This is a genomic window from Streptomyces sp. NPDC001219 (assembly GCF_053597915.1).
The window spans coordinates 1-17984 of sequence record NZ_JBSFJF010000039.1; the positions used below are offsets into that span (position 1 = coordinate 1).

16 protein-coding genes and 2 pseudogenes are annotated in these 17984 nt (G+C 70.6%); 12 read left to right on the plus strand and 6 right to left on the minus strand.

Annotated features, from left to right (window positions below; all coding sequences use genetic code 11):
- Nucleotides 1-91 precede the first annotated feature (91 nt).
- Together ACWC9R_RS23495 and ACWC9R_RS23500 are read left to right on the plus strand one after the other, a co-directional pair.
- A pseudogene (locus ACWC9R_RS23495) lies at nt 92-343 on the plus strand (XRE family transcriptional regulator); the annotation flags it as partial.
- Nucleotides 344-346: 3 nt separating this feature from the next.
- Nucleotides 347-817 carry an NUDIX domain-containing protein gene (locus tag ACWC9R_RS23500; protein ID WP_450734328.1) on the plus strand — a complete coding sequence of 157 codons (471 nt, stop codon included), beginning with the start codon at nt 347-349 and terminating at the stop codon, nt 815-817.
- Between the two features lie 9 nt (nt 818-826).
- Here the strand turns inward: ACWC9R_RS23500 and msrA are convergent, their stop codons facing one another.
- Nucleotides 827-1498, minus strand: coding sequence for a peptide-methionine (S)-S-oxide reductase MsrA (msrA, locus tag ACWC9R_RS23505; RefSeq protein ID WP_450734226.1), 672 nt, complete (start codon nt 1496-1498; stop codon nt 827-829).
- Nucleotides 1499-1616: 118 nt separating this feature from the next.
- The gene (locus ACWC9R_RS23510) at nt 1617-2777 is read right to left on the minus strand and encodes a hypothetical protein (RefSeq protein WP_450734228.1); all 1161 of its coding nucleotides are present in this window, start codon (nt 2775-2777) and stop codon (nt 1617-1619) included.
- Nucleotides 2778-2966: 189 nt separating this feature from the next.
- Here ACWC9R_RS23510 and ACWC9R_RS23515 point away from each other — a divergent pair, with 189 nt between their 5' ends.
- Nucleotides 2967-4127, plus strand: coding sequence for a cystathionine gamma-synthase (locus ACWC9R_RS23515; RefSeq protein WP_450734230.1), 1161 nt, complete (start codon nt 2967-2969; stop codon nt 4125-4127).
- A gap of 98 nt (nt 4128-4225) precedes the next feature.
- Here ACWC9R_RS23515 and ACWC9R_RS23520 read toward each other — a convergent pair whose 3' ends face one another.
- Nucleotides 4226-4726: a MarR family winged helix-turn-helix transcriptional regulator gene (locus tag ACWC9R_RS23520; protein ID WP_450734232.1), complete on the minus strand. Its 501-nt coding sequence runs from the start codon at nt 4724-4726 to the stop codon at nt 4226-4228.
- A gap of 195 nt (nt 4727-4921) precedes the next feature.
- On the opposite strand from ACWC9R_RS23520, the gene ilvA reads away from it, so the two are divergent.
- From ilvA to ACWC9R_RS23535, 3 genes are all read left to right on the plus strand, one after another.
- Nucleotides 4922-6187 (plus strand): threonine ammonia-lyase, encoded by a 1266-nt coding sequence (gene ilvA, locus ACWC9R_RS23525; RefSeq protein WP_450734233.1) that lies wholly within the window; start codon nt 4922-4924, stop codon nt 6185-6187.
- A gap of 296 nt (nt 6188-6483) precedes the next feature.
- Nucleotides 6484-7572: an ATP-binding cassette domain-containing protein gene (locus ACWC9R_RS23530; RefSeq protein WP_450734234.1), complete on the plus strand. Its 1089-nt coding sequence runs from the start codon at nt 6484-6486 to the stop codon at nt 7570-7572.
- Nucleotides 7569-8447, plus strand: a complete 879-nt coding sequence (locus ACWC9R_RS23535) for an ABC transporter permease (RefSeq protein WP_450734236.1) — start codon at nt 7569-7571, stop codon at nt 8445-8447. Before ACWC9R_RS23530 ends, ACWC9R_RS23535 begins: the two co-directional genes overlap by 4 nt.
- Before the next feature lie 116 nt (nt 8448-8563).
- Here ACWC9R_RS23535 and greA read toward each other — a convergent pair whose 3' ends face one another.
- Both greA and ACWC9R_RS23545 read right to left on the minus strand, forming a co-directional pair.
- Nucleotides 8564-9061 carry a transcription elongation factor GreA gene (gene greA / locus ACWC9R_RS23540; RefSeq protein WP_362609601.1) on the minus strand — a complete coding sequence of 166 codons (498 nt, stop codon included), beginning with the start codon at nt 9059-9061 and terminating at the stop codon, nt 8564-8566.
- A 308-nt stretch (nt 9062-9369) separates the two neighbouring features.
- Entirely contained in the window at nt 9370-9774 is a 405-nt protein-coding gene (locus tag ACWC9R_RS23545) for a DUF4307 domain-containing protein (RefSeq protein WP_450734238.1), read from the minus strand.
- A 133-nt stretch (nt 9775-9907) separates the two neighbouring features.
- Here ACWC9R_RS23545 and mca point away from each other — a divergent pair, with 133 nt between their 5' ends.
- Complete coding sequence (gene mca / locus ACWC9R_RS23550) at nt 9908-10780, plus strand: mycothiol conjugate amidase Mca (RefSeq protein ID WP_450734240.1); 873 nt, start codon at nt 9908-9910, stop codon at nt 10778-10780.
- Nucleotides 10781-10784: 4 nt separating this feature from the next.
- On the plus strand, nt 10785-11033 hold the full coding sequence (locus ACWC9R_RS23555; protein WP_362609596.1) for an RAMP4 family protein: 249 nt from the start codon (nt 10785-10787) through the stop codon (nt 11031-11033).
- Nucleotides 11034-11469: 436 nt separating this feature from the next.
- Here the strand turns inward: ACWC9R_RS23555 and ACWC9R_RS23560 are convergent, their stop codons facing one another.
- Nucleotides 11470-14751, minus strand: coding sequence for a tetratricopeptide repeat protein (locus tag ACWC9R_RS23560; protein WP_450734242.1), 3282 nt, complete (start codon nt 14749-14751; stop codon nt 11470-11472).
- A 128-nt stretch (nt 14752-14879) separates the two neighbouring features.
- On the opposite strand from ACWC9R_RS23560, the pseudogene ACWC9R_RS23565 reads away from it, so the two are divergent.
- The 4 genes and pseudogenes from ACWC9R_RS23565 to ACWC9R_RS23580 all read left to right on the plus strand — a co-directional run.
- Nucleotides 14880-15053: pseudogene (locus ACWC9R_RS23565) on the plus strand (DUF255 domain-containing protein); the annotation flags it as partial.
- 90 nt (nt 15054-15143) lie between these two features.
- Nucleotides 15144-15572, plus strand: a complete 429-nt coding sequence (locus ACWC9R_RS23570; RefSeq protein WP_450734243.1) for a hypothetical protein — start codon at nt 15144-15146, stop codon at nt 15570-15572.
- Between the two features lie 321 nt (nt 15573-15893).
- Entirely contained in the window at nt 15894-16160 is a 267-nt protein-coding gene (locus ACWC9R_RS23575; RefSeq protein WP_450734332.1) for a hypothetical protein, read from the plus strand.
- Between the two features lie 268 nt (nt 16161-16428).
- The gene (locus ACWC9R_RS23580; protein WP_450734245.1) at nt 16429-17373 is read left to right on the plus strand and encodes a DUF4357 domain-containing protein; all 945 of its coding nucleotides are present in this window, start codon (nt 16429-16431) and stop codon (nt 17371-17373) included.
- Nucleotides 17374-17984: the final 611 nt, after the last annotated feature.

Consider the following 17984-nt stretch of genomic DNA (forward strand, 5'->3'; position numbering starts at 1 on the left):
GGCCGGACGAACTCCCACTCGGCATCGGACAGTTCATGACGACGTATCACCCGACCATGATCTACCACCCGAGATCATTTGAAGACACCCCCTAGCCCTCATGCACTACCGGCCGCTGCTCGGGGTACCCGGAATCGAGATCCGGACCCACGAGACCACGCTGTACAACTCCATCTACCGGGCGGACGATCAGCTCCTGGCCAATGCCCATGTCTGGGGAGTGAACGCCTACGGAGCACCCGTGTGGCACCTGCGTCGGAACGGGGATGGTGGAATCTTCGACACCTATGCCCAGAGCTTCGACGCGGTCTGGACGACGGCGAAGCCCGTACCCGAGGAGTGAACCCTGTCGCGTACCGAGTACTACGACGATCCCGACGCCCCCGAGCCCAACAGCCTCGTCGTTGCCGCTTCAGCAGTGGTGACCGACGACGAGGGCCGCATCCTGCTCCAGCGCCGCCGGGACAACGACCTCTGGGCCCTGCCCGGCGGCGGCATGGAGATGACCGACTCCCTTCCCGGCACCGCGGTCCGGGAGGTCAAGGAGGAGACCGGGCTGGATGTGGAGATCACAGGGCTGGTAGGGACGTACACCGATCCCCGTCACGTGATCGTCTACACGGACGGGGAGGTACGGCGGCAGTTCAACGTGTGCTTCACCGCGCGCCTCGTCGGAGGGCAGCTTGCCATCTCGGACGAGTCCACGGAGCTGCGGTTCATCCACCCCGATGAGATCGGCGATCTCCCGATGCACCACACGCAGCAGCTCCGTATCCGGCACTTCCTGGAGCATCGGGAGCGCCCCTACCTGGGGTGATGACCCGAGTCATTCCCCGGCCGGAGCCACGCCCACCGGGCAACTCACGCCCGTCCCGCCGATCCCGCAGTACCCGTTCGGGTTTTTGCTGCTTGAAAGGTACTGCTGGTGGTAGGCCTCCGCCGGGTAGAAGGGGCGGCCCGTGGCGGGGAGGATTTCGGTGGTGATGTCGTTGTGGCCGGCGTTGTGGAGGACGGGGCGGTAGGCGTCGCGGGAGGCTTCGGCGGCCTGTTGCTGGGCGGGGGAGTGGGTGTAGATGGCCGAGCGGTACTGGGTGCCGACGTCGTTGCCCTGGCGGAAGCCCTGGGTGGGGTCGTGGGACTCCCAGAAGAGCTTCAGGAGCGTCGTGTACGGGACGACGGACGGGTCGTAGACGACGCGGACGGCCTCGGTGTGGCCGGTGTGGCCGCTGCAGACCTCTTCGTAGGTGGGGTTCGGGGTGTGGCCGCCCTGGTAGCCGACGAGGGTGGTCCAGACGCCGTCGGTCTGCCAGAACTTCCGCTCGGCGCCCCAGAAGCAGCCCAGCGCGAAGTCGGCGGTCTCCAGGCCGTCCGGGTACGGGCCGAGCAGCGGGTTGCCGAGGACGGTGTGCCGGCCGGGGACGGCGAAAGCCCGCTCGGGGCGGCCTTCGAGCGCCTCCTCCGGGGTGGGGAGGTGGTTCTTGAAGCGGGAGAACAGCATGTGGATCAGTCTCCTGGGAGGGCGAGCGGACCGGGGGTGTGGCGTCAAGGGACGCGGGTGCGTCGATGTGTGCACTGACGGGAACGCCGGGGAGTGGGCAGGCATTCCGGCCAGGCGGTCAGCTTCCGGGTGGCGGAAAGCCTGTGGAGGTGCCGCCGAGCTGTTCCCAGCCGGCGACGGCCAGGGCGCGGTAGGCGGCGTACTCGGCGGCGGGGCTGCGGCCGTAGGACCAGGGGACGGCGCCCACGTGGCCGTCGACGAGGCGGAGCTGTTCCATGGCCTCGGCGTAGCGCTCGGCGCGTACCAGGAACCAGACCAGGAGATGGCGGACGTGCGGCGCCATGGGGTGGTCGTCGGGCGCCTCGCGGAGCGCGAAGTGGGCGCCCTCTATGGCGCGCTCGACGACCGCGCTCTGGTAGAGGCTGCGGACCATGTTGGCCTCGGGGAGGTGCTCGTAGACCGCGAAGAGCGGGAGGGCCGGGAGCAGGGTCCCCTTGGGGGCGGCGGCCGCGGCGCGCTCGGCGAAGGCCTCGGCCTGTTCGCGGGAGCCGTGCCACTTCTGCGACCAGTAGGGGAGCGCGGCGAGGTGGGCGCCCATGTGCTGCGGGGCGCGCTGGGCGACCTTGGACCAGAGCTCCTCGTAGTCGGCGGCGCGGTCGTGCAGTCCGCGGGCGACCGCCAGCTCGATGATGTACGGGACCGGGCTGCCGGGGGCCAGCAGCGCCGCCTCCCGGCAGACCGTACGGGCCTCCTCCAGGATCATCCGGAAGTCCTGGGAGCCCGGGTCGCGCAGGGCCTGGACGACGAGGAACTGGGCGTGCGTCTGGGCGCCGCCGGGGTCCTTGGGGGCCTCCGAGCGCCAGGTGCGCAGCCAGATCCCGCCGGTCCGCCCGCCGTCGCCGTACCCGGGGCCCGCGCCGCGCCGCTGCTCCTCCGACGCCTCCTCCGCGGCCAGCTCGAAGGCGGCGGCGCCGGCCAGCGTCTGCACCCGCTGCCAGCGGCGCTCCCAGTCGTCGCCGGTGGACTTCAGCAGCGCGGCGGCCGGGCGCCAGTCGTGCGTCCGGCGCATCTCGGCGAGCGCGTCGGCCAGTTCCTGATCCGGGCCGGGCAGGCGGACGTCCAGCTCCTCCAGCGGGACGAAGCCGTAGCCGGCCATCGGGTCGGCGGCCACCACCAGGCCCTGCCGGGTGTGCTGCACGGCCCGTCGGCGCCGCATCCAGGGCAGGAAGACGAGGCCGCCGAGCGCGAGCGCGGCGAAGAGAACCAGCAGAGCATCCATGCGAGGTGTCCTGTACCTGAAATTCTTGTGACGGCTGCCCGGGGGCGGAGCGGGGCGGAGAGGCGGTCGGCGGGGTCGGCGGGCGGTGTGCGGCGGGAACCGCTGCGCGGGTCCTCGTATGTATCCACTATCCAGCCAACCAGAAAGTTCCGGAAAGTTCGGTTGCGCGGACGACTACCCTCGGCAGGCATGAGCGAACAGCGCGAAGAGCGCCACCAGCATTTCGAAACCCTTGCCATCCACGCAGGTCAGGAGCCGGACGAGGCGACCGGCGCGGTGGTACCTCCCATCTACCAGGTATCCACGTACAAGCAGGACGGCGTGGGCGGGCTGCGCGGCGGCTACGAGTACAGCCGCAGCGCCAACCCGACCCGTACCGCCCTGGAAGACAACCTCGCAGCTCTGGACGGCGGCCGCCGCGGCCTCGCCTTCGCCTCCGGCCTCGCCGCCGAGGACTGCCTGCTGCGCACCCTGCTGACCCCCGGCGACCATGTCGTCATCCCCAATGACGCCTACGGCGGCACCTTCCGCCTCATCTCCAAGGTGGTCGAGCGCTGGGGTGTGGAGTGGTCGGTGGCCGACACCTCCGACCCGGAGGCCGTACGCGCCGCGCTGCGCCCCCGTACGAAGGCGATCTGGGTGGAGACGCCCAGCAACCCGCTGCTCGGCATCAGCGACATCTCGGCGCTCGCCGCGGTCGCCCGGGACGCCGGCGTCAAGCTCGTCGTCGACAACACCTTCGCCAGCCCCTACCTCCAGCAGCCGCTGGCCCACGGCGCCGACGTGGTGGTCTACTCCACGACCAAGTACATGGGCGGGCACTCGGACGTGGTCGGCGGCGCCCTGGTCGTCAACGACGACACCCTCGGCGAGGAACTCGCCTACCACCAGAACGCGATGGGCGCGGTCGCCGGGCCGTTCGACGCCTGGCTGGTGATGCGCGGCATCAAGACGCTCGCCGTCCGTATGGACCGGCACAGCGCCAACGCGGAGCGGATCGCGGAGCTGCTGAGCAGCCACCACAAGGTGACCCAGGTGTACTACCCGGGGCTGGCCGAGCACCCGGGCCACGACGTGGCCACCAAGCAGATGCGGTCCTACGGCGGCATGGTGTCGTTCCGGGTCGCCGGCGGCGAGCAGGAAGCGGTGGAGGTCTGCAACCGGGCCAAGCTGTTCACCCTCGGTGAGTCGCTGGGCGGCGTCGAGTCGCTGATCGAGCACCCGGGGCGGATGACGCACGCCTCGACGGCCGGGTCGCTGCTGGAGGTCCCCGCCGACCTCGTGCGCCTCTCCGTCGGCATCGAGTCCGTCGACGACCTGCTGGCCGACCTCGCGCAGGCGCTGGGCTGACGGGACGGTCGCCGGCCGGCCTCACCACCCCTCCACCCGAGGGGTGGTGAGCCGGCGCGGACGCTGCGCGCGCCGCTGGCCGGGCGCCTCACCCGGTGTCAGGACGTGGGGGCCGGCGGCGTCAAGGACGCGGTGATGTCGCAGAGGGAGGCGTTGAAGCGGGTCAGGAGGCCGGTGAAGGCGACGCGCTCCTCCTCGGACCACTGCTCCGTCACCAGGGCCATCAGCGCACGGCGCGAGGTCCGCACCTCGTCCAGACGGGCGCGCCCGCGCTCGGACAGCTGGAGCACCACGGCGCGGCCGTCCTCCGGGTGGGTGGCGCGGCTGACCAGGCCGGAGTCGACCAGCGGGGCGACCTGCCGGGTGACCGTCGAGGAGTCGATGCCCATACCGGCGGCCAGGGCCTTGACGCCCATCGGGCCTTCCTGGTCCAGGCGGTTGAGCAGCAGATACGCGGCGCGGTCCATGGAGTTGCGCGCCTGCCCGACGCCGCCGAGCCGACTCTGTTCTGCGCGGCGGGCGAAGACGGCCACTTGGTGCTGCAGCGCGTCGAGGAGAGCGGGGTCGGTGTGGGTCGTCATGTCCGAAGAGGTGGGCATGGCCGGGAGCTCGCTTCGATGGATGTGCGTATGGATGGGAGGACAGCGTACGCGGACCCGGCGCGGAGCGTACCTGTGCTGTGCATTCCGATGACGGCCGCAACCCCGGCCGTGCGCGGGGCGCGGCCGGACCGCCGCGTGATCAGCATGCGGGCAGAAAAGGCCCGTCGACGGACGAACTGCGAGACTGGCGGCATGGCCGACCAGATGTCGCCCGCGTCCCGCGGAACCGCCGCGTCCGCGCGCTCCGCCGAGGGGCCGGCGGTCACGGTCGAGGACATCCGGGCGGCGCACAAGATGCTCTCCGGGGTCTCGCGGGCCACCGCGATGGAGGGCAGCCGCTATCTGTCCGGGCTCGTCGGCGCCCCCGTGCACCTCAAGTGCGAGAACCTCCAGCGCACCGGCTCCTTCAAGATCCGCGGCGCCTACGTACGGATCGCCGGGCTCTCGGCACAGGAGCGGGCGGCCGGTGTGGTGGCCGCGAGCGCGGGCAACCACGCACAGGGGGTGGCGCTGGCGGCGTCCCTGCTGGGGGTGCGCTCGACGGTGTTCATGCCGGTCGGCGCCCCGTTGCCGAAGGTCGCCGCGACCCGTGAATACGGGGCGGAGGTGCGGCTCCAGGGCCACGTCGTGGACGAGACGCTGGCCGCTGCCCAGGACCACGCGCGCGAGACCGGCGCGGTCTTCATCCACCCCTTCGACCACCACGACATCATCGCCGGGCAGGGCACGGTCGGGCTGGAGATCCTCGAACAGTGCCCGGAGGTACGGACCGTCGTCGTCGGGGTCGGCGGCGGCGGGCTGGTGGCCGGGATCGCGCTCGCGGTGAAGGCGCTGCGGCCGGACGTGAGGGTCGTCGGGGTGCAGGCGGCGGGCGCGGCCTGCTATCCGCCGTCGCTGGCGGCCGGGCGTCCGGTGGCGGTCGAGGGGCTGTCGACGATGGCGGACGGCATCAAGGTCGGGCGGCCCGGCGAGGTGACCTTCGGGATGGTCGAGGAGCTGGTGGACGAGGTCCGTACGGTCACCGAGGACCAGCTCTCCAGTGCGCTGCTGCTGTGCCTGGAGCGGGCGAAGCTGGTGGTGGAGCCGGCCGGGGCGAGCCCGGTGGCGGCGCTGCTCGCCGACCCGGAGCCCTTCGAGGGGCCGGTGGTCGCGGTGCTGTCCGGCGGCAATGTCGACCCGTTGCTTCTGCAGCGCATCCTGCGGCACGGGATGGCCGCCGGCGGGCGCTATCTCTCGCTGCGGCTGCGGCTGACGGACCGGCCGGGGGCGCTGGCGACGCTGCTGGGCGTGCTGTCGGTGGCCGACGCGAACGTCCTCGACGTGGGCCATGTGCGCACCGACCCGCGGCTCGGTCTGACCGAGGTCGAGGTGGAGCTGCAGCTGGAGACCAAGGGGCCGGCGCACTGCGACGAGCTGCGGGCGGCGCTGCGCGAGGCGGGGTACGTCGTCGCGGAGTGAGCCGCCGCGGCAGTTGCTGCACGGGGATGGGGCCATGGGGCGTCACGGGTATACCGTGGCGCCCCACACACGTCGGCGAACGTCTGTTCCCCGTCGTCGGCGCGCACTGATCCGAGAAAAACGCATCGCGATGTATCGCGTGTGGCCGTAGTCTCATGGCTGCGGGGTGCCGGTGCGTCATGGCGTTCCGTTGCGGACGAATGCCCACAGAGTTGCGGGCGAATGCCCACAGAGCAGGCATAGGCCGCCAACCGTATATTCGACCTGGAACTGACCCAAGCCATGGGAGTACCCCTATGCCAGGCGCCATTTACGCCGAAGGCCTGGTCAAGACCTTCGGCGACGTGAGGGCACTGGACGGCGTCGACCTCGACGTCCCCGAAGGAACCGTCCTCGGCATGCTCGGCCCCAACGGTGCAGGCAAGACCACCGCCGTACGGGTCCTGACGACCCTGCTCCAGCCCGACCGGGGCAAGGCGGTGGTCGCCGGGATCGACGTCCTCGCACACCCCGACGAAGTACGGCGCTCCATAGGTCTGTCCGGCCAGTTCGCCGCCGTAGACGAGTACTTGACCGGCCGCGAGAACCTGATGATGGTCGGGCAGCTCTACCAGATGAGCGGACGCGACGCGAAGCGGCGAGCCGAGGAACTGCTGGAGCGCTTCCACCTCGGCGACGCCGCCGACCGCACCGCCAAGACCTACTCCGGCGGTATGCGCCGCAGGCTCGACCTCGCGGCCGCGCTGGTCGTCAGCCCGCCCGTGATGTTCATGGACGAGCCGACCACCGGACTGGACCCCCGTAACCGCCAGGGACTGTGGGACGTCATCCAGGAGCTGGTCGCCGGCGGCACCACCCTGCTGCTCACCACGCAGTACCTGGAGGAGGCCGACCGCCTCGCCCACGACATCTGCGTCGTCGACCACGGCAAGGTCATCGCCCGCGGCACCTCCGACCAGCTCAAGGCGCGCACCGGCGGCGAACGCGTCGAGGTCGTCGTGCACGCCGCCGAGCACCTCACCGTCGCCGACGAGGTCCTGCGCGGCTTCGGCAAGGGCGAGAGCACCGTCGAACCGCACACCCGCAAGCTCACGGTCCCGGTGACCGGCGGCGCCAAGCTGCTTGCCGAGGTCATCCGCGAACTCGACCTGCGCGGGGTGGAGATCGACGACATCGGGCTGCGCCGCCCGACCCTCGACGACGTGTTCATCTCGCTGACCGGCCACGCCGCCGAGACCGCGGACGGTAACGGCGCGGACGGTGACGCGGCGGAAGCCGGGAAGGGCGGCGGCACCGTCGGGAAGCAGAAGAAGCGCCGGAAGGACGGCACGGCGGCCGATGCCGCGGACCCGGACGCGACGGCCGACAAGGAGGGCGTGAAGTGACCACGGCGACCGAAACGGCCGGCGGCACCCCCGTCCGGACCCCGCAGACGCGCGGCGCCCTCAGCCGGTCCGTCCGCGACTCCCTGGTGGTCGCCAAGCGCAACCTGATCCGGATGCTGCGCATCCCCGAAGTGGTGATCTTCGGGCTGATCCAGCCGATCATGTTCGTGGTGCTGTTCACCTACGTCTTCGGCGGCTCCATCAACATCCCCGGCGCCCCGGTGGGCGACGCCCAGGCCTATCGCGAGTTCCTGATGGCCGGGATCTTCGCGCAGACGGTCACCTTCGCCACGGCGGGGGCCGGCGCGGGCATCGCCGACGACATGCACAAGGGCCTCATCGACCGGTTCCGGTCGCTGCCGATGTCCCGTGGCGCGGTGCTGACCGGCCGGACCCTCGCCGACCTCGTACAGACCGCGCTGACGCTGGTGGTGCTGGCGGTGGTCGCGCTGCTGATCGGCTGGCGCACCCACGAGAGCCTCATCGAGGTGCTGGCCGGCTTCGCGCTGCTGCTCCTGCTCGGCTACGCCTTCTCCTGGATCGGCGCGCTCATCGGCCTGTCGGTGCGGACTCCCGAGGCGGCCACCTCGGGCGGGCTGATCTGGCTCTTCCCGCTGACCTTCATCTCGAACGCGTTCGTCCCGGTCAACGGCATGCCCGCGTTTCTGCAGCACGTGGCGGAGTGGAACCCGTTCAGCGCGACGGTGGCCGCCGCCCGGGAGCTGTTCGGCAACACCATCGACAAGGTGCCGAAGTCGGTGACCGGGGCCTGGCCGATGGAGCATCCGGTGATCGCCTCGGTGATCTGGTCCGTGATCATCATCCTGGTCTTCCGGACGCTGGCCGTCCGCAAGTACCGGTCGGCCACGGCCTGAGGGGACTCGGGGCTGCCGGGGGTCCGGCGGTCCCGGACGGCCCGTCGCCCGCGGCACGAAGAAGCGGCCCGGAGCGTCACGCTCCGGGCCGCTGCCTCGTCTCGGGTGTCCCGCGCTCAGCCGCTGTACGGCTTGGCGTCCAGAATCCGGACGGTCGCCTTCTTGCCGTTGGGGAGCTCGTACTCCGCGTCGGCGCCGATCTTCTTGCCGTTCACGCCGGTGCCCAGCGGCGACTGCGGGGAGTAGGTCTCGATGTCCGAGCTCGCGTACTCCCGCGAGGCCAGCAGGAACTCAAGCGTGTCGTCCGGGTCCCCGTCGAACGCGATGGTGACGACCATGCCGGGAGCGACCACGCCGTTGGCGGCCGGGGCCTCGCCGACCTTCGCGCTCTGCAGCAGCTGGGTCAGCTGGCGGACGCGGGCCTCCTGCTTGCCCTGCTCTTCCTTGGCCGCGTGGTAACCGGCGTTCTCCTTCAGGTCACCTTCCTCGCGAGCCGCCGCGATCTTCTGCGTGATCTCGGCGCGTGCGGGACCAGACAGGTGCTCCAGCTCGGCCTTGAGCTGGTCATACGCCTCCTGGGTCAGCCAGGTGACGTTCTCGCTGGTCTGGGTCACAGGTGCTCCTCGTCGGTACTGGGGATAAATCAAACGCCCTACCAGGAAGGTTTGCGCCTTCACAGGTGGGCGAAACCACGAGCCTAACAATTCCGGCACAAAACGGGGAAGAGGAAATTCACAGCGACCGCACAGCAGGACATCATCCCTGATCAGACGCGGTCCCGACACGCCCCGTGCCGGTTGGGGCCAGAGCGTGACGGGCGGGGCGGGCGGTGTGGCTGAGGCGGCCTGGCGGGCCGGTCGGCCGGCGGGGGTGCGGGGGCGTGCGGTGGCCCGTGGGGCGGGGCGGGCGGCAGCCGGCAGGGTCAGCCGGACGCCGTACAGCCGACCAGCACGGCGTTGGTCGCCCGCTTCGTCGTCCGTACCGTGACCTCCGTGTCCACCTGGCCGGAGCGCTGGTCGACGGTGATGTCCTTGCGGCCGACCTCGGAGCCGTCCTCGGCCTGGGAGCGGAGCGTGCACACGCCCTTGGCGCCGGCGTCCTTGACGACCTCGAGATGGACCTTGACGGCGTGGTCGGAGACCGCGTCCCAGGCGATCACCCGGCCGCTGAGGTCCTGCCCCGCGATGTACGAGATGCCGGACCAGCCGACCACGCCCAGCAGCGCGACGCCGAGCACCGCGCCGATGATCTTGAGCTTGCGGTCCGCGCGCTCATCCGCGGAGCGGCCGTAGCGTCCGTCGGGGAGCCCGTCGCGCACCGCGGTCATGATCAATCCTCCTGGATTACGGGGGTCTTCAGCCATGAACCCCCAAGGGGGCCCCGCCCCTGGGAATACAGCGCCCCCTCGCTTCGGTCACTATAGGAGGCATCTTCTCCGGCCCTTCACTGAGGATCGAGTCTTGACTGAGCAGCTGCGTTTGATGGCGGTTCACGCCCACCCCGACGACGAGTCGAGCAAGGGTGCGGCCACCATGGCCAAGTACGTGTCCGAGGGGGTGGACGTGCTGGTCGCCACCTGCACAGGCGGTGAGCGAGGGTCCATCCTCAACCCCAAGCTCCAGGGTGACCCGTACATCGAGGAGAACATCCACGAGGTGCGGAAGAAGGAAATGGACGAGGCCCGGGAGATCCTGGGCGTCAAGCAGGAGTGGCTGGGCTTCGTCGACTCCGGGCTGCCCGAGGGCGACCCGCTGCCGCCGCTGCCCGAGGGCTGCTTCGCGCTCCAGGACGTCGAGGCGGCGGCCGAGCCGCTCGTCCGGCTGATCCGGACGTTCAAGCCGCAGGTCATCACGACCTACGACGAGAACGGCGGCTATCCGCACCCGGACCACATCATGACCCACAAGATCACGATGGTGGCCTTCGAGGCGGCCGGCGACCCGGAGAAGTACCCGGAGGCCGGTGAGCCCTGGCAGCCCCAGAAGCTCTACTACAACCAGGGCTTCAACCGCCCCCGCACGGTCGCGCTGCACGAGGCGCTGCTGGAGCGCGGGATGGACTCGCCCTACGGCGAGTGGCTGGAGCGCTGGAAGCAGTTCGAGCAGCGTGAGCGCACGCTGACCACCTATGTCCCGTGCGCCGACTTCTTCGAGATCCGCGACAAGGCGCTGATCGCCCACGCCACCCAGATCGACCCCGACGGCGGGTGGTTCCGGGTGCCGATGGACCTCCAGCGGGAGGTCTGGCCGACGGAGGAGTACGAGCTGGCGAAGTCGCTCGTGGACACTTCCCTCCCCGAGGACGACCTCTTCGCGGGCATCCGCAACAATTGACCCCATGATGAGCGCGACCAGCACCCTCGCCCTGACGCACTTCGTCACCCTTGCCGACAGCTTCGACAAGGACAAGGTGACCCCCGGCGTCCTCGGCTTCATCGTCTTCGCGGTCATCGGCGGCGCCGTGTGGCTGCTGATGAAGTCCATGAACAAGCACATGAAGAAGGTGGACTTCGAAGAGCAGCCGGAGGGCGGTGAGGCAGGCACCACCGCCTCCGCCGCGCCTGCGGCCGAACCGAAGACCAGCTGAGGGCGGGTCCGCCCGCCCGCCGCGACCACTCGGCCCAGGGGCCGGCCGCTCCGTGCGGACCGGGCGGCCCCGTGAGGACCGGGTGGTTGCACAGAGACCGGGTGGCGGTCGACGGCCGGCCGATGGACACGGCCGGCCGACCGGCCCGGCGGCTCGCCGGTCCGAGCGGCCGGCGAGCCGGGGCTGAGGGCTGTCGGGGGGCCTGAGCGTTGTTGGGGCGGACCCGGGCGCCGTCGGGGCGGGCCTGAGTGCCGTCGGGGCGGCATCGGTGGTACGCGGTGCGCGGCTCGGCGGTGGCGTGTGGCCCCGGCGGTGGCGCGTGGCCCGGAGGTGACGTGCGGCCCCGGCGGTGGCGCGTGCGCGGTGATGCCGTGTGCCCGGGCGGTGACGCCCCGGCGCACCAGCGGGCCGTCCCCCGGCTTGCCACGCCCCGCCGTCATTCCGCGCCGGCCGGGGCGATCGGCACTCCCATGACCTCGCGCGCATGGCGGTTGGGCACCGTGCCCAACCGCCAGGCCTGCCACCCCGACTCGGGCTCCACCCCGCGGTCCAGCAGCAGCGCGAACGCCTCCGTGCAGTCCTCCAGCTTGGAGTCACGGGTGGCGTGCTTCTCCCGGATCAGCTGCGCCAGCTCCTCCTGGGCGACGGCCGTGCCCACCACGGAGCCGCCCGGTGAGGCGAGCGGCAGCAGCGTGCAGCGCAGGAACCGCGCCCAGTCCTCACCGCGCCGGTCGCCGTAGCCGGCGAAGAGCCGCGCCGCCTCGTCGGCCAGCTCCAGCGCCTGCGCCGACCGGCCGTTCCCGGCGTCGATGATCAGCAACTCCAGGCAGGACCACGCCTCGCCGTGCGGCACCCCGATCCGCTGGAAGTCCTTACGGGCGTCCTGCAGCAGCTGCCGGGCGAAGCCGCTGTTGCGCAGCGAGCCGGTCTGCTCGGCCCGCAGATCGCGGGTGACCCGGCCCGAATGGTGCCGGGCGCAGGCGAGGCCGTAGCCGTCCTGCATCCGGCTGAACATCGTCCGTGACCGCTCCAGCTGCCGAAGCGCCGCATCGCGTTCGCCGCGCTCCTCCAGCGCCTGGCCCAGGTAGTACATCGTCCAGGCCTCACCGCGGGCGTCCTCGTGCTGGTGGTGCAGCGGCAGCGCCTGGCGCAGCTGGTCCACCGCGGGACCCGGATCGCCGTCCACCAGCCGGGCGCGCGCCAGCTGCGTCATCGCCCAGGCCTCACCGCGCTCGTCGTGCGTACGGCCGTAGAGCTCCAGCGCCGCCTGCAGGGAGCTCTCCGCGGCCGGCACATCGCCCCTGCGCAGATGCACCTGGCCGAGCTGGAAGTGCGCCCAGGCCTGGCCGTGCACGCTCTCGCTCTCCTCATGGAGCTCCAGCGCCTCGTGCAGCAGGGCGACGGCCTCGGCGATCTGCGCACGGTCCCGCTCCACCGCCGCCAGGGCGTGCAGCGTCCAGGCCCGGTCGCCGTGCATGTCCGCGCCGGACTGCAGCTCCAGCGCCTCCCGGAGCTTGGCCGAGGCCTCGGTGAGGTTGCCCTGCTGCTGGAGGGTGATGCCCAGATCGCGCAACGCCCGTGCCGCGCCCGCCGGATGCTGCGCCTCGAAATACAGGTCGACCACCGACGACAGGGTCGTCCGTGCCTGGTCCAGCTCACCGAGCTGGCGGGCCGCCACACCCGTGCGCCACTGCACCGAGCGCACCAGCAGCCCCTGCCCGGCCGCCCGGGTCAGCTCGCTCAGCTCGCCCAGCCGGTAGAGATCGCCGCGCAGCAGGCAGTAGTCGGCCAGCGCGCCCAGCAGATGCGAGACCGCCGCCTGGTCCACGCCGTGATCGGCATGGCGCAGCGCGGACGTGATGAAGCTGGTCTCGTCGTCCAGCCACTGGAGGGCCGCGTCCAGGGAGGTGAAGCCGTGCGAGCCGAAGCGGTCGGCGCGGGTGGACGTCCGGCCGTCGACCAGCCTGATGACCGAGTCGGCCAGCTCCGCATAGCCGCGGATCAGCCGTTCCTGGGCCGCGCCGCGCTCAGCCGGCTCCTCCTCGTCCACCAGCCGGGCATGCGCGAAGCTGTGCACCAGGGCGTGCAGGCGGTAGCGCTCGCCGCGGACATGTTCGATCAGCCCGGCGCGGGCCAGCGTCCTCAGCTGCCGCTCCGCCTCGGCCTGGTCCACGCCCAGCAGGGCCGCCGAGGCCGCCGCCCCCAGACTGGCCCGGCCCACCAGCGCCAGCCGGCGCAGCAACTGCCGGGCCGCCTCCGGCTGATCCGAGTAGCGCAGCCACAGCGCACGCTCCACCGGCGTCTGTCGCTCGTGGGCCGCCAGGTCCGTGGCCAGCTGCGCGGCGGTGCGGGTACCGAGCGAGGAGCCCGCCACCCGCAGCGCCAGCGGCAGCCCCGCGCACAGCCCGTTGATCGTGTCGACCGCCTGGGCGTCGTACGGGCCCGTGGCGTCCGGGGCCTCCTTGCCGCTCTCGGCGGCGGCCCGCAGGAGCTCTTCGGTGCCTGCGGCGTCCAGCGCTCCCACCGGCAGTTGGAGCACCCATGCCTGGAGGTCCCCGGGCAGCTCCAGCGGCGTACGGGAGGTGACCAGCACCAGGCTGTCGGAGCGCTCCGGAACCAGCGTGCGCACCTGTTCCGCGTCCGCGGCGTCATCCAGCAGCACCGTCACCGGCAGACCCGTCAGATGGTGGTGATACAGCTCGGTGAGCCGCTTGACGTGCTGCTCCTGGGACGGCCGCTCACGGAACAGCAGCTGCTCGCGCGGCGCGCCCAGACGGTTGAGCAGATGCAGCAGCGCGTCCCGGGTCGGCAGCGGCACCTCACCGGGGGTGTCACTGCGCAGATCCACCACGCACGCGCCACGGAACTGATCGCGCAGCTGATGGGCGGCCCGCACCGCCAGCGCCGTCCGGCCCGACCCCGGCTCACCGTGCAGCACCACCACGGTCGGCTTGGTCTCCGTGCTCGCACGGGCCGCGTGCACCCACTGCGCGATCTGCGTCAGCTCGGCCCGGCGCCCGGCGAACGGGCCGTCCGGCTGCGGGAGTTGGGCGAACGACTGCTCCAGTACGGACCGCTGGCGGGCCGCCGCGCTGCGGTCCGCGCCGCGCAACTGCGGCCCGCGGGCGGTCGTCGAGGCGGCCGGCTTTGATGCCGTGCCGCCACCGCGGGCCGCCGCCGTCAGCATCCGCTGCTGATCCAGGAACGGCCGGATACCCCGCACCTCCAGCGCCGTCAGCCACTCCAGCCGCAGCTGCTGGGCGCCACCCGGCTGGGCGCTCCGCCCCGCCGCCTGATGCGCCGCCGGCCAGTGGCCCGCGGTCAGCTTCAGGACCGTGGCCGCCGCGCCCGCCACCACCACGACGGCCCCGACCCCCAGCGCCGCGCCCGCGCCCGTGCCGTACACGAGGTCCGTGCCGAAGGCCGCCACCGCCGCCGCGGCCGTCGCCACCGCGGGCGTCCCCAGCTCCTTGCGGGACAGCCGCCGGCCCAGCGAGGGCCGGCCGGCATCCGCCTCGTCCAGCGCCCGCACATACGCCGTGTACTCCTCGGCGGCGCTGCCCGCCAGCTCCTCCAGCGCCGAGCGGGCCCTGCCGAGCAGCGTCTCCCCGTCGAGCCGCCCGCCCGAGCGCCGGACCTCCTCCTCGACCGTCCTGGTCAACAGCGCTTCCGCTTCCGCCCGGTGGCCTTCGCGCAGCACAGCCAGTGAGCCCGGCATGCCATCCCCCTCCAGCAGTTCCAGCAGTCTCCAGCGGTGATCGTCCCCGCACGCACAGTGTTCCGCGTCCGCACGGATTCCGGCAGGGCTGTGGACAACTCCCTCCGCTCCCGGCTCACCGGCCCCCCTTGGGAGAGGACGGCCCCACACCGAACCGCCTGGCTCATGAGACTTCCCCGTATCCGCTCCAGCACGCCGACAACCCCGTCGACCGGTGACCCTGGTCCACCACCACATTCGAGGAGGCCCGGCGGCGCGGGGTGCCTGTGCTGTTCAGCGTCGGCTACAGCTCGTGCCACTGGGGGCAGTAGCTGAAACAAACCAGGGAACTCAGGCCTGGCCAGAACTCCCCGGCGGTCCGCACTCTCCGCAAGCAGCACGCCGCCACCCTCATGGACGACCGCAAGTACCACCGCGCCCTCCCCGAACTCCACCTGCCGACCGAGGATTTCGCGGAGAAATTCACCAAGGAAGCCGACCCGTCAGCCACCCACCAGGCCCTCCGGTTCCACTGCGAGGCCGCCCGGTGCCTGGAACAACTCGGCGAGGCCACCCAGGCCCTCAAGGAATTCCGCACCCGCCTCCTCTACTTCGAGCGCCACTCCGAAGACCCTTCCCACTCCCGGGAAATCCGCCTCTCCATAGGCCAACTCATGCTCGCCCAGGGCAAACGCGGCGAGGCCCGGGAATGCCTCACTTGCCTCCCGTACGACGCGGAACGGCTGTACAGCCCGCATCACGCGATTCCGGGGCGAGGTGCGGCGGATGCTGCAGTGGCCACCAGGTGCAGGGCTGAGGGGCTCCCACGCCAGGACGGCTGATGCCGAGTTCCTGCGTGGCCTGGCCCGGATGACGCCAAATCGTCTCTATCACGATATCGCCGCCATTATCGATTCCAGAAATATGGCTGAGGTGTCGGCGCCGGTCAAAATTTGGCGCGATTGTTCCCCTTGAGTATGCGACGGGACGGGGTGCGGGCGGTGATATACGGTAAAATGCGGGGAATTTCGCTCAATCGGAATCCGTGTTCGGGCGATGAATAGAGGCGTTAGCGGGGAGTGATGGGGAAGTCTCGAAAAATTTCCCGCCCCTGGGAAGGGCCATGAAAATGCTGTGGTGTGATCCGGAAAGGTTGCGCGTAGGTGAGCGTTGAGCGGTTAAACGTGGGAAAGCGGTCGAAACTCAGTCGCCTAGCTGTCGCCCTTTCCGCGATGGCGGTATTTTTCATCGTTGCGTTCGTGCGGGAAGAAGGCTGGCGAAATCAAGGACTCTTCGCGCTCACCCTCACCTTTACTCTTTCTGCGGCCTTGTCGATCCTGGCGTGGCGAAAGGAGCGCTTGCGGCTGGCCATCCTGGCGATGGCGATGATTGTCGCCGCAGCGGTGGTCGCCAAGATCCTGCGGCCGTGATGGCCCCCTTCTTACCCGCTTCTCCGAACAGCTCACGACACGCGGCTTCGACCTCCCGCTCCGTGAGCGCGCCGTGTTCCTCCTCGTGGAACGCCACGATCTCGGCGAGCTGGCGCCTGACAGCCTCGGTGATGTAGCTGGACAGTCCACGACGACCGGTTCGAGAGCGGAGCTCACTGACCAGGTCGGCGGGCATGGACACGGGGATGTTCTCGGTGGTCCGGTCACGCGCAGAGCGGGGGGTGCGCGCAGAGGTTCGAAACGATGTGTGAACCTTGTCGATATGTCGAGGATGGATCGCGCTAGCGAGTTCTACACCATTGAGCTGGTCGACGGTATTGCTGACGGGTTGCGCCGGGTCACTCGCAAGGGCTGGACCGGACAGGTCCTGGCCTTTCCGCGGCTGGCCTACCGGGATGTGCGCAAGCGTGGCGAGTTGGCGCGCCCTGGCGTCTATGTCCTGGTCGGCCCCAACGGTGGCAGCCTCTCCATGCCGCACCGCTTGTACATTGGTCGAAGTGATGCCTTGCAGGCCCGTATGGACACCTACCAGACTGCCAAGGAAAAGGATTTCTGGAGCCACACTTTCGTCCTGACAAGCATGGGCGACCACCTTCTCAGCACTGCGATCACTGCCTTTCTCGAGGGAGAACTGATCGCGCTGATCCGCAGTATTGGGCGGGCCGTCATCAACACCAACCAGCCGCATCCGCTCGCACTAGACGCGCAGGACGCCCATTTCCTGGAGGAGTATCGCAAGCACGCTCTTGCGATCATGCTGCTGCAGGGAGCGACTTACTTCGATGAGCAACTGCGTGCGCACCCTACGCCTGTTGACCCGCCCGGCACGGTCTCTCCGCGGCACGTGTACCACCTGAAGTCGAAGGCGAAGTTGACCTCCGCGAGAGGCTACGAGAGCCCGCACGGCTTCACCGTCCTGGAGGGCTCCTTCGCACGCAGAGAGGTCGCCGACTCCATGCCCAAGGCTTCTCGCAGGCTGCGCGAGCAGCTCTTGGAGGAGAAGGTCCTGGCCATCGAGGACGACGAGCGCCTGCGGCTGACACAGGCGTACACCTTCACTCATCCGTCCCCGGCTGCCAGCGTGATGGCTGGGTACAGCATCAACGGGGTGGACAGATGGAAGGACGACGGCGGCCGTTCTCTAGCAGACGTGCGCAAGGCTGAGACGCGGGAGGCAACCGAGAACCCTTGAAAGCCGGTGCCGACGGCTTCGAACTCGTCCGCTCCCTACGCACCAATCAGACCACCGTCATCGACGTGGAGCGGCCCAACCGCAGGGCCATCTGCGGCGGCCGTGCTTCGTGCACAGGTGATCACGCGCCGCGATCCTCGTCGTGCAACGGTGAGGCATCAGCGCCTTGAAGGCGACACCCCGCACCGGGAAGCGGGCGCGTAAGCGCGGCGCTTCGGCCTGCCGGTCCCACTCAGGGGTGATGCCGTACGCCAGGACGGAGAGGTCCGTGCGTGCGGCATCCGCGACCTGCGGCGCGATGCCTCGACCGTAACGGACAGGGGTGACATCGCCCCCGTGCGCCGCAGCGGCGGGGGCGGAGGTCACCACAGGCTCAGCGGCCTACCCGCCGCGATAGCTGCCCTGATGCGCGCGACGACTTCGGGTTCATCTTCCCCGCGTTCCCGGCCGGCGCGGACCGCGGCTCCAGATGGCGCGCGACCGTCCGGCAGGGCCTTGGGGTCGGCCGGCGGGCTTCCTGAGGCCTTCCGGTGGGCCGGCCACTCAGTCCGATTCTCGGCAGGTGTACCAAGGCGCAGGTGCTCGGCCGTTGGCAGGAATGGCTGATCCGT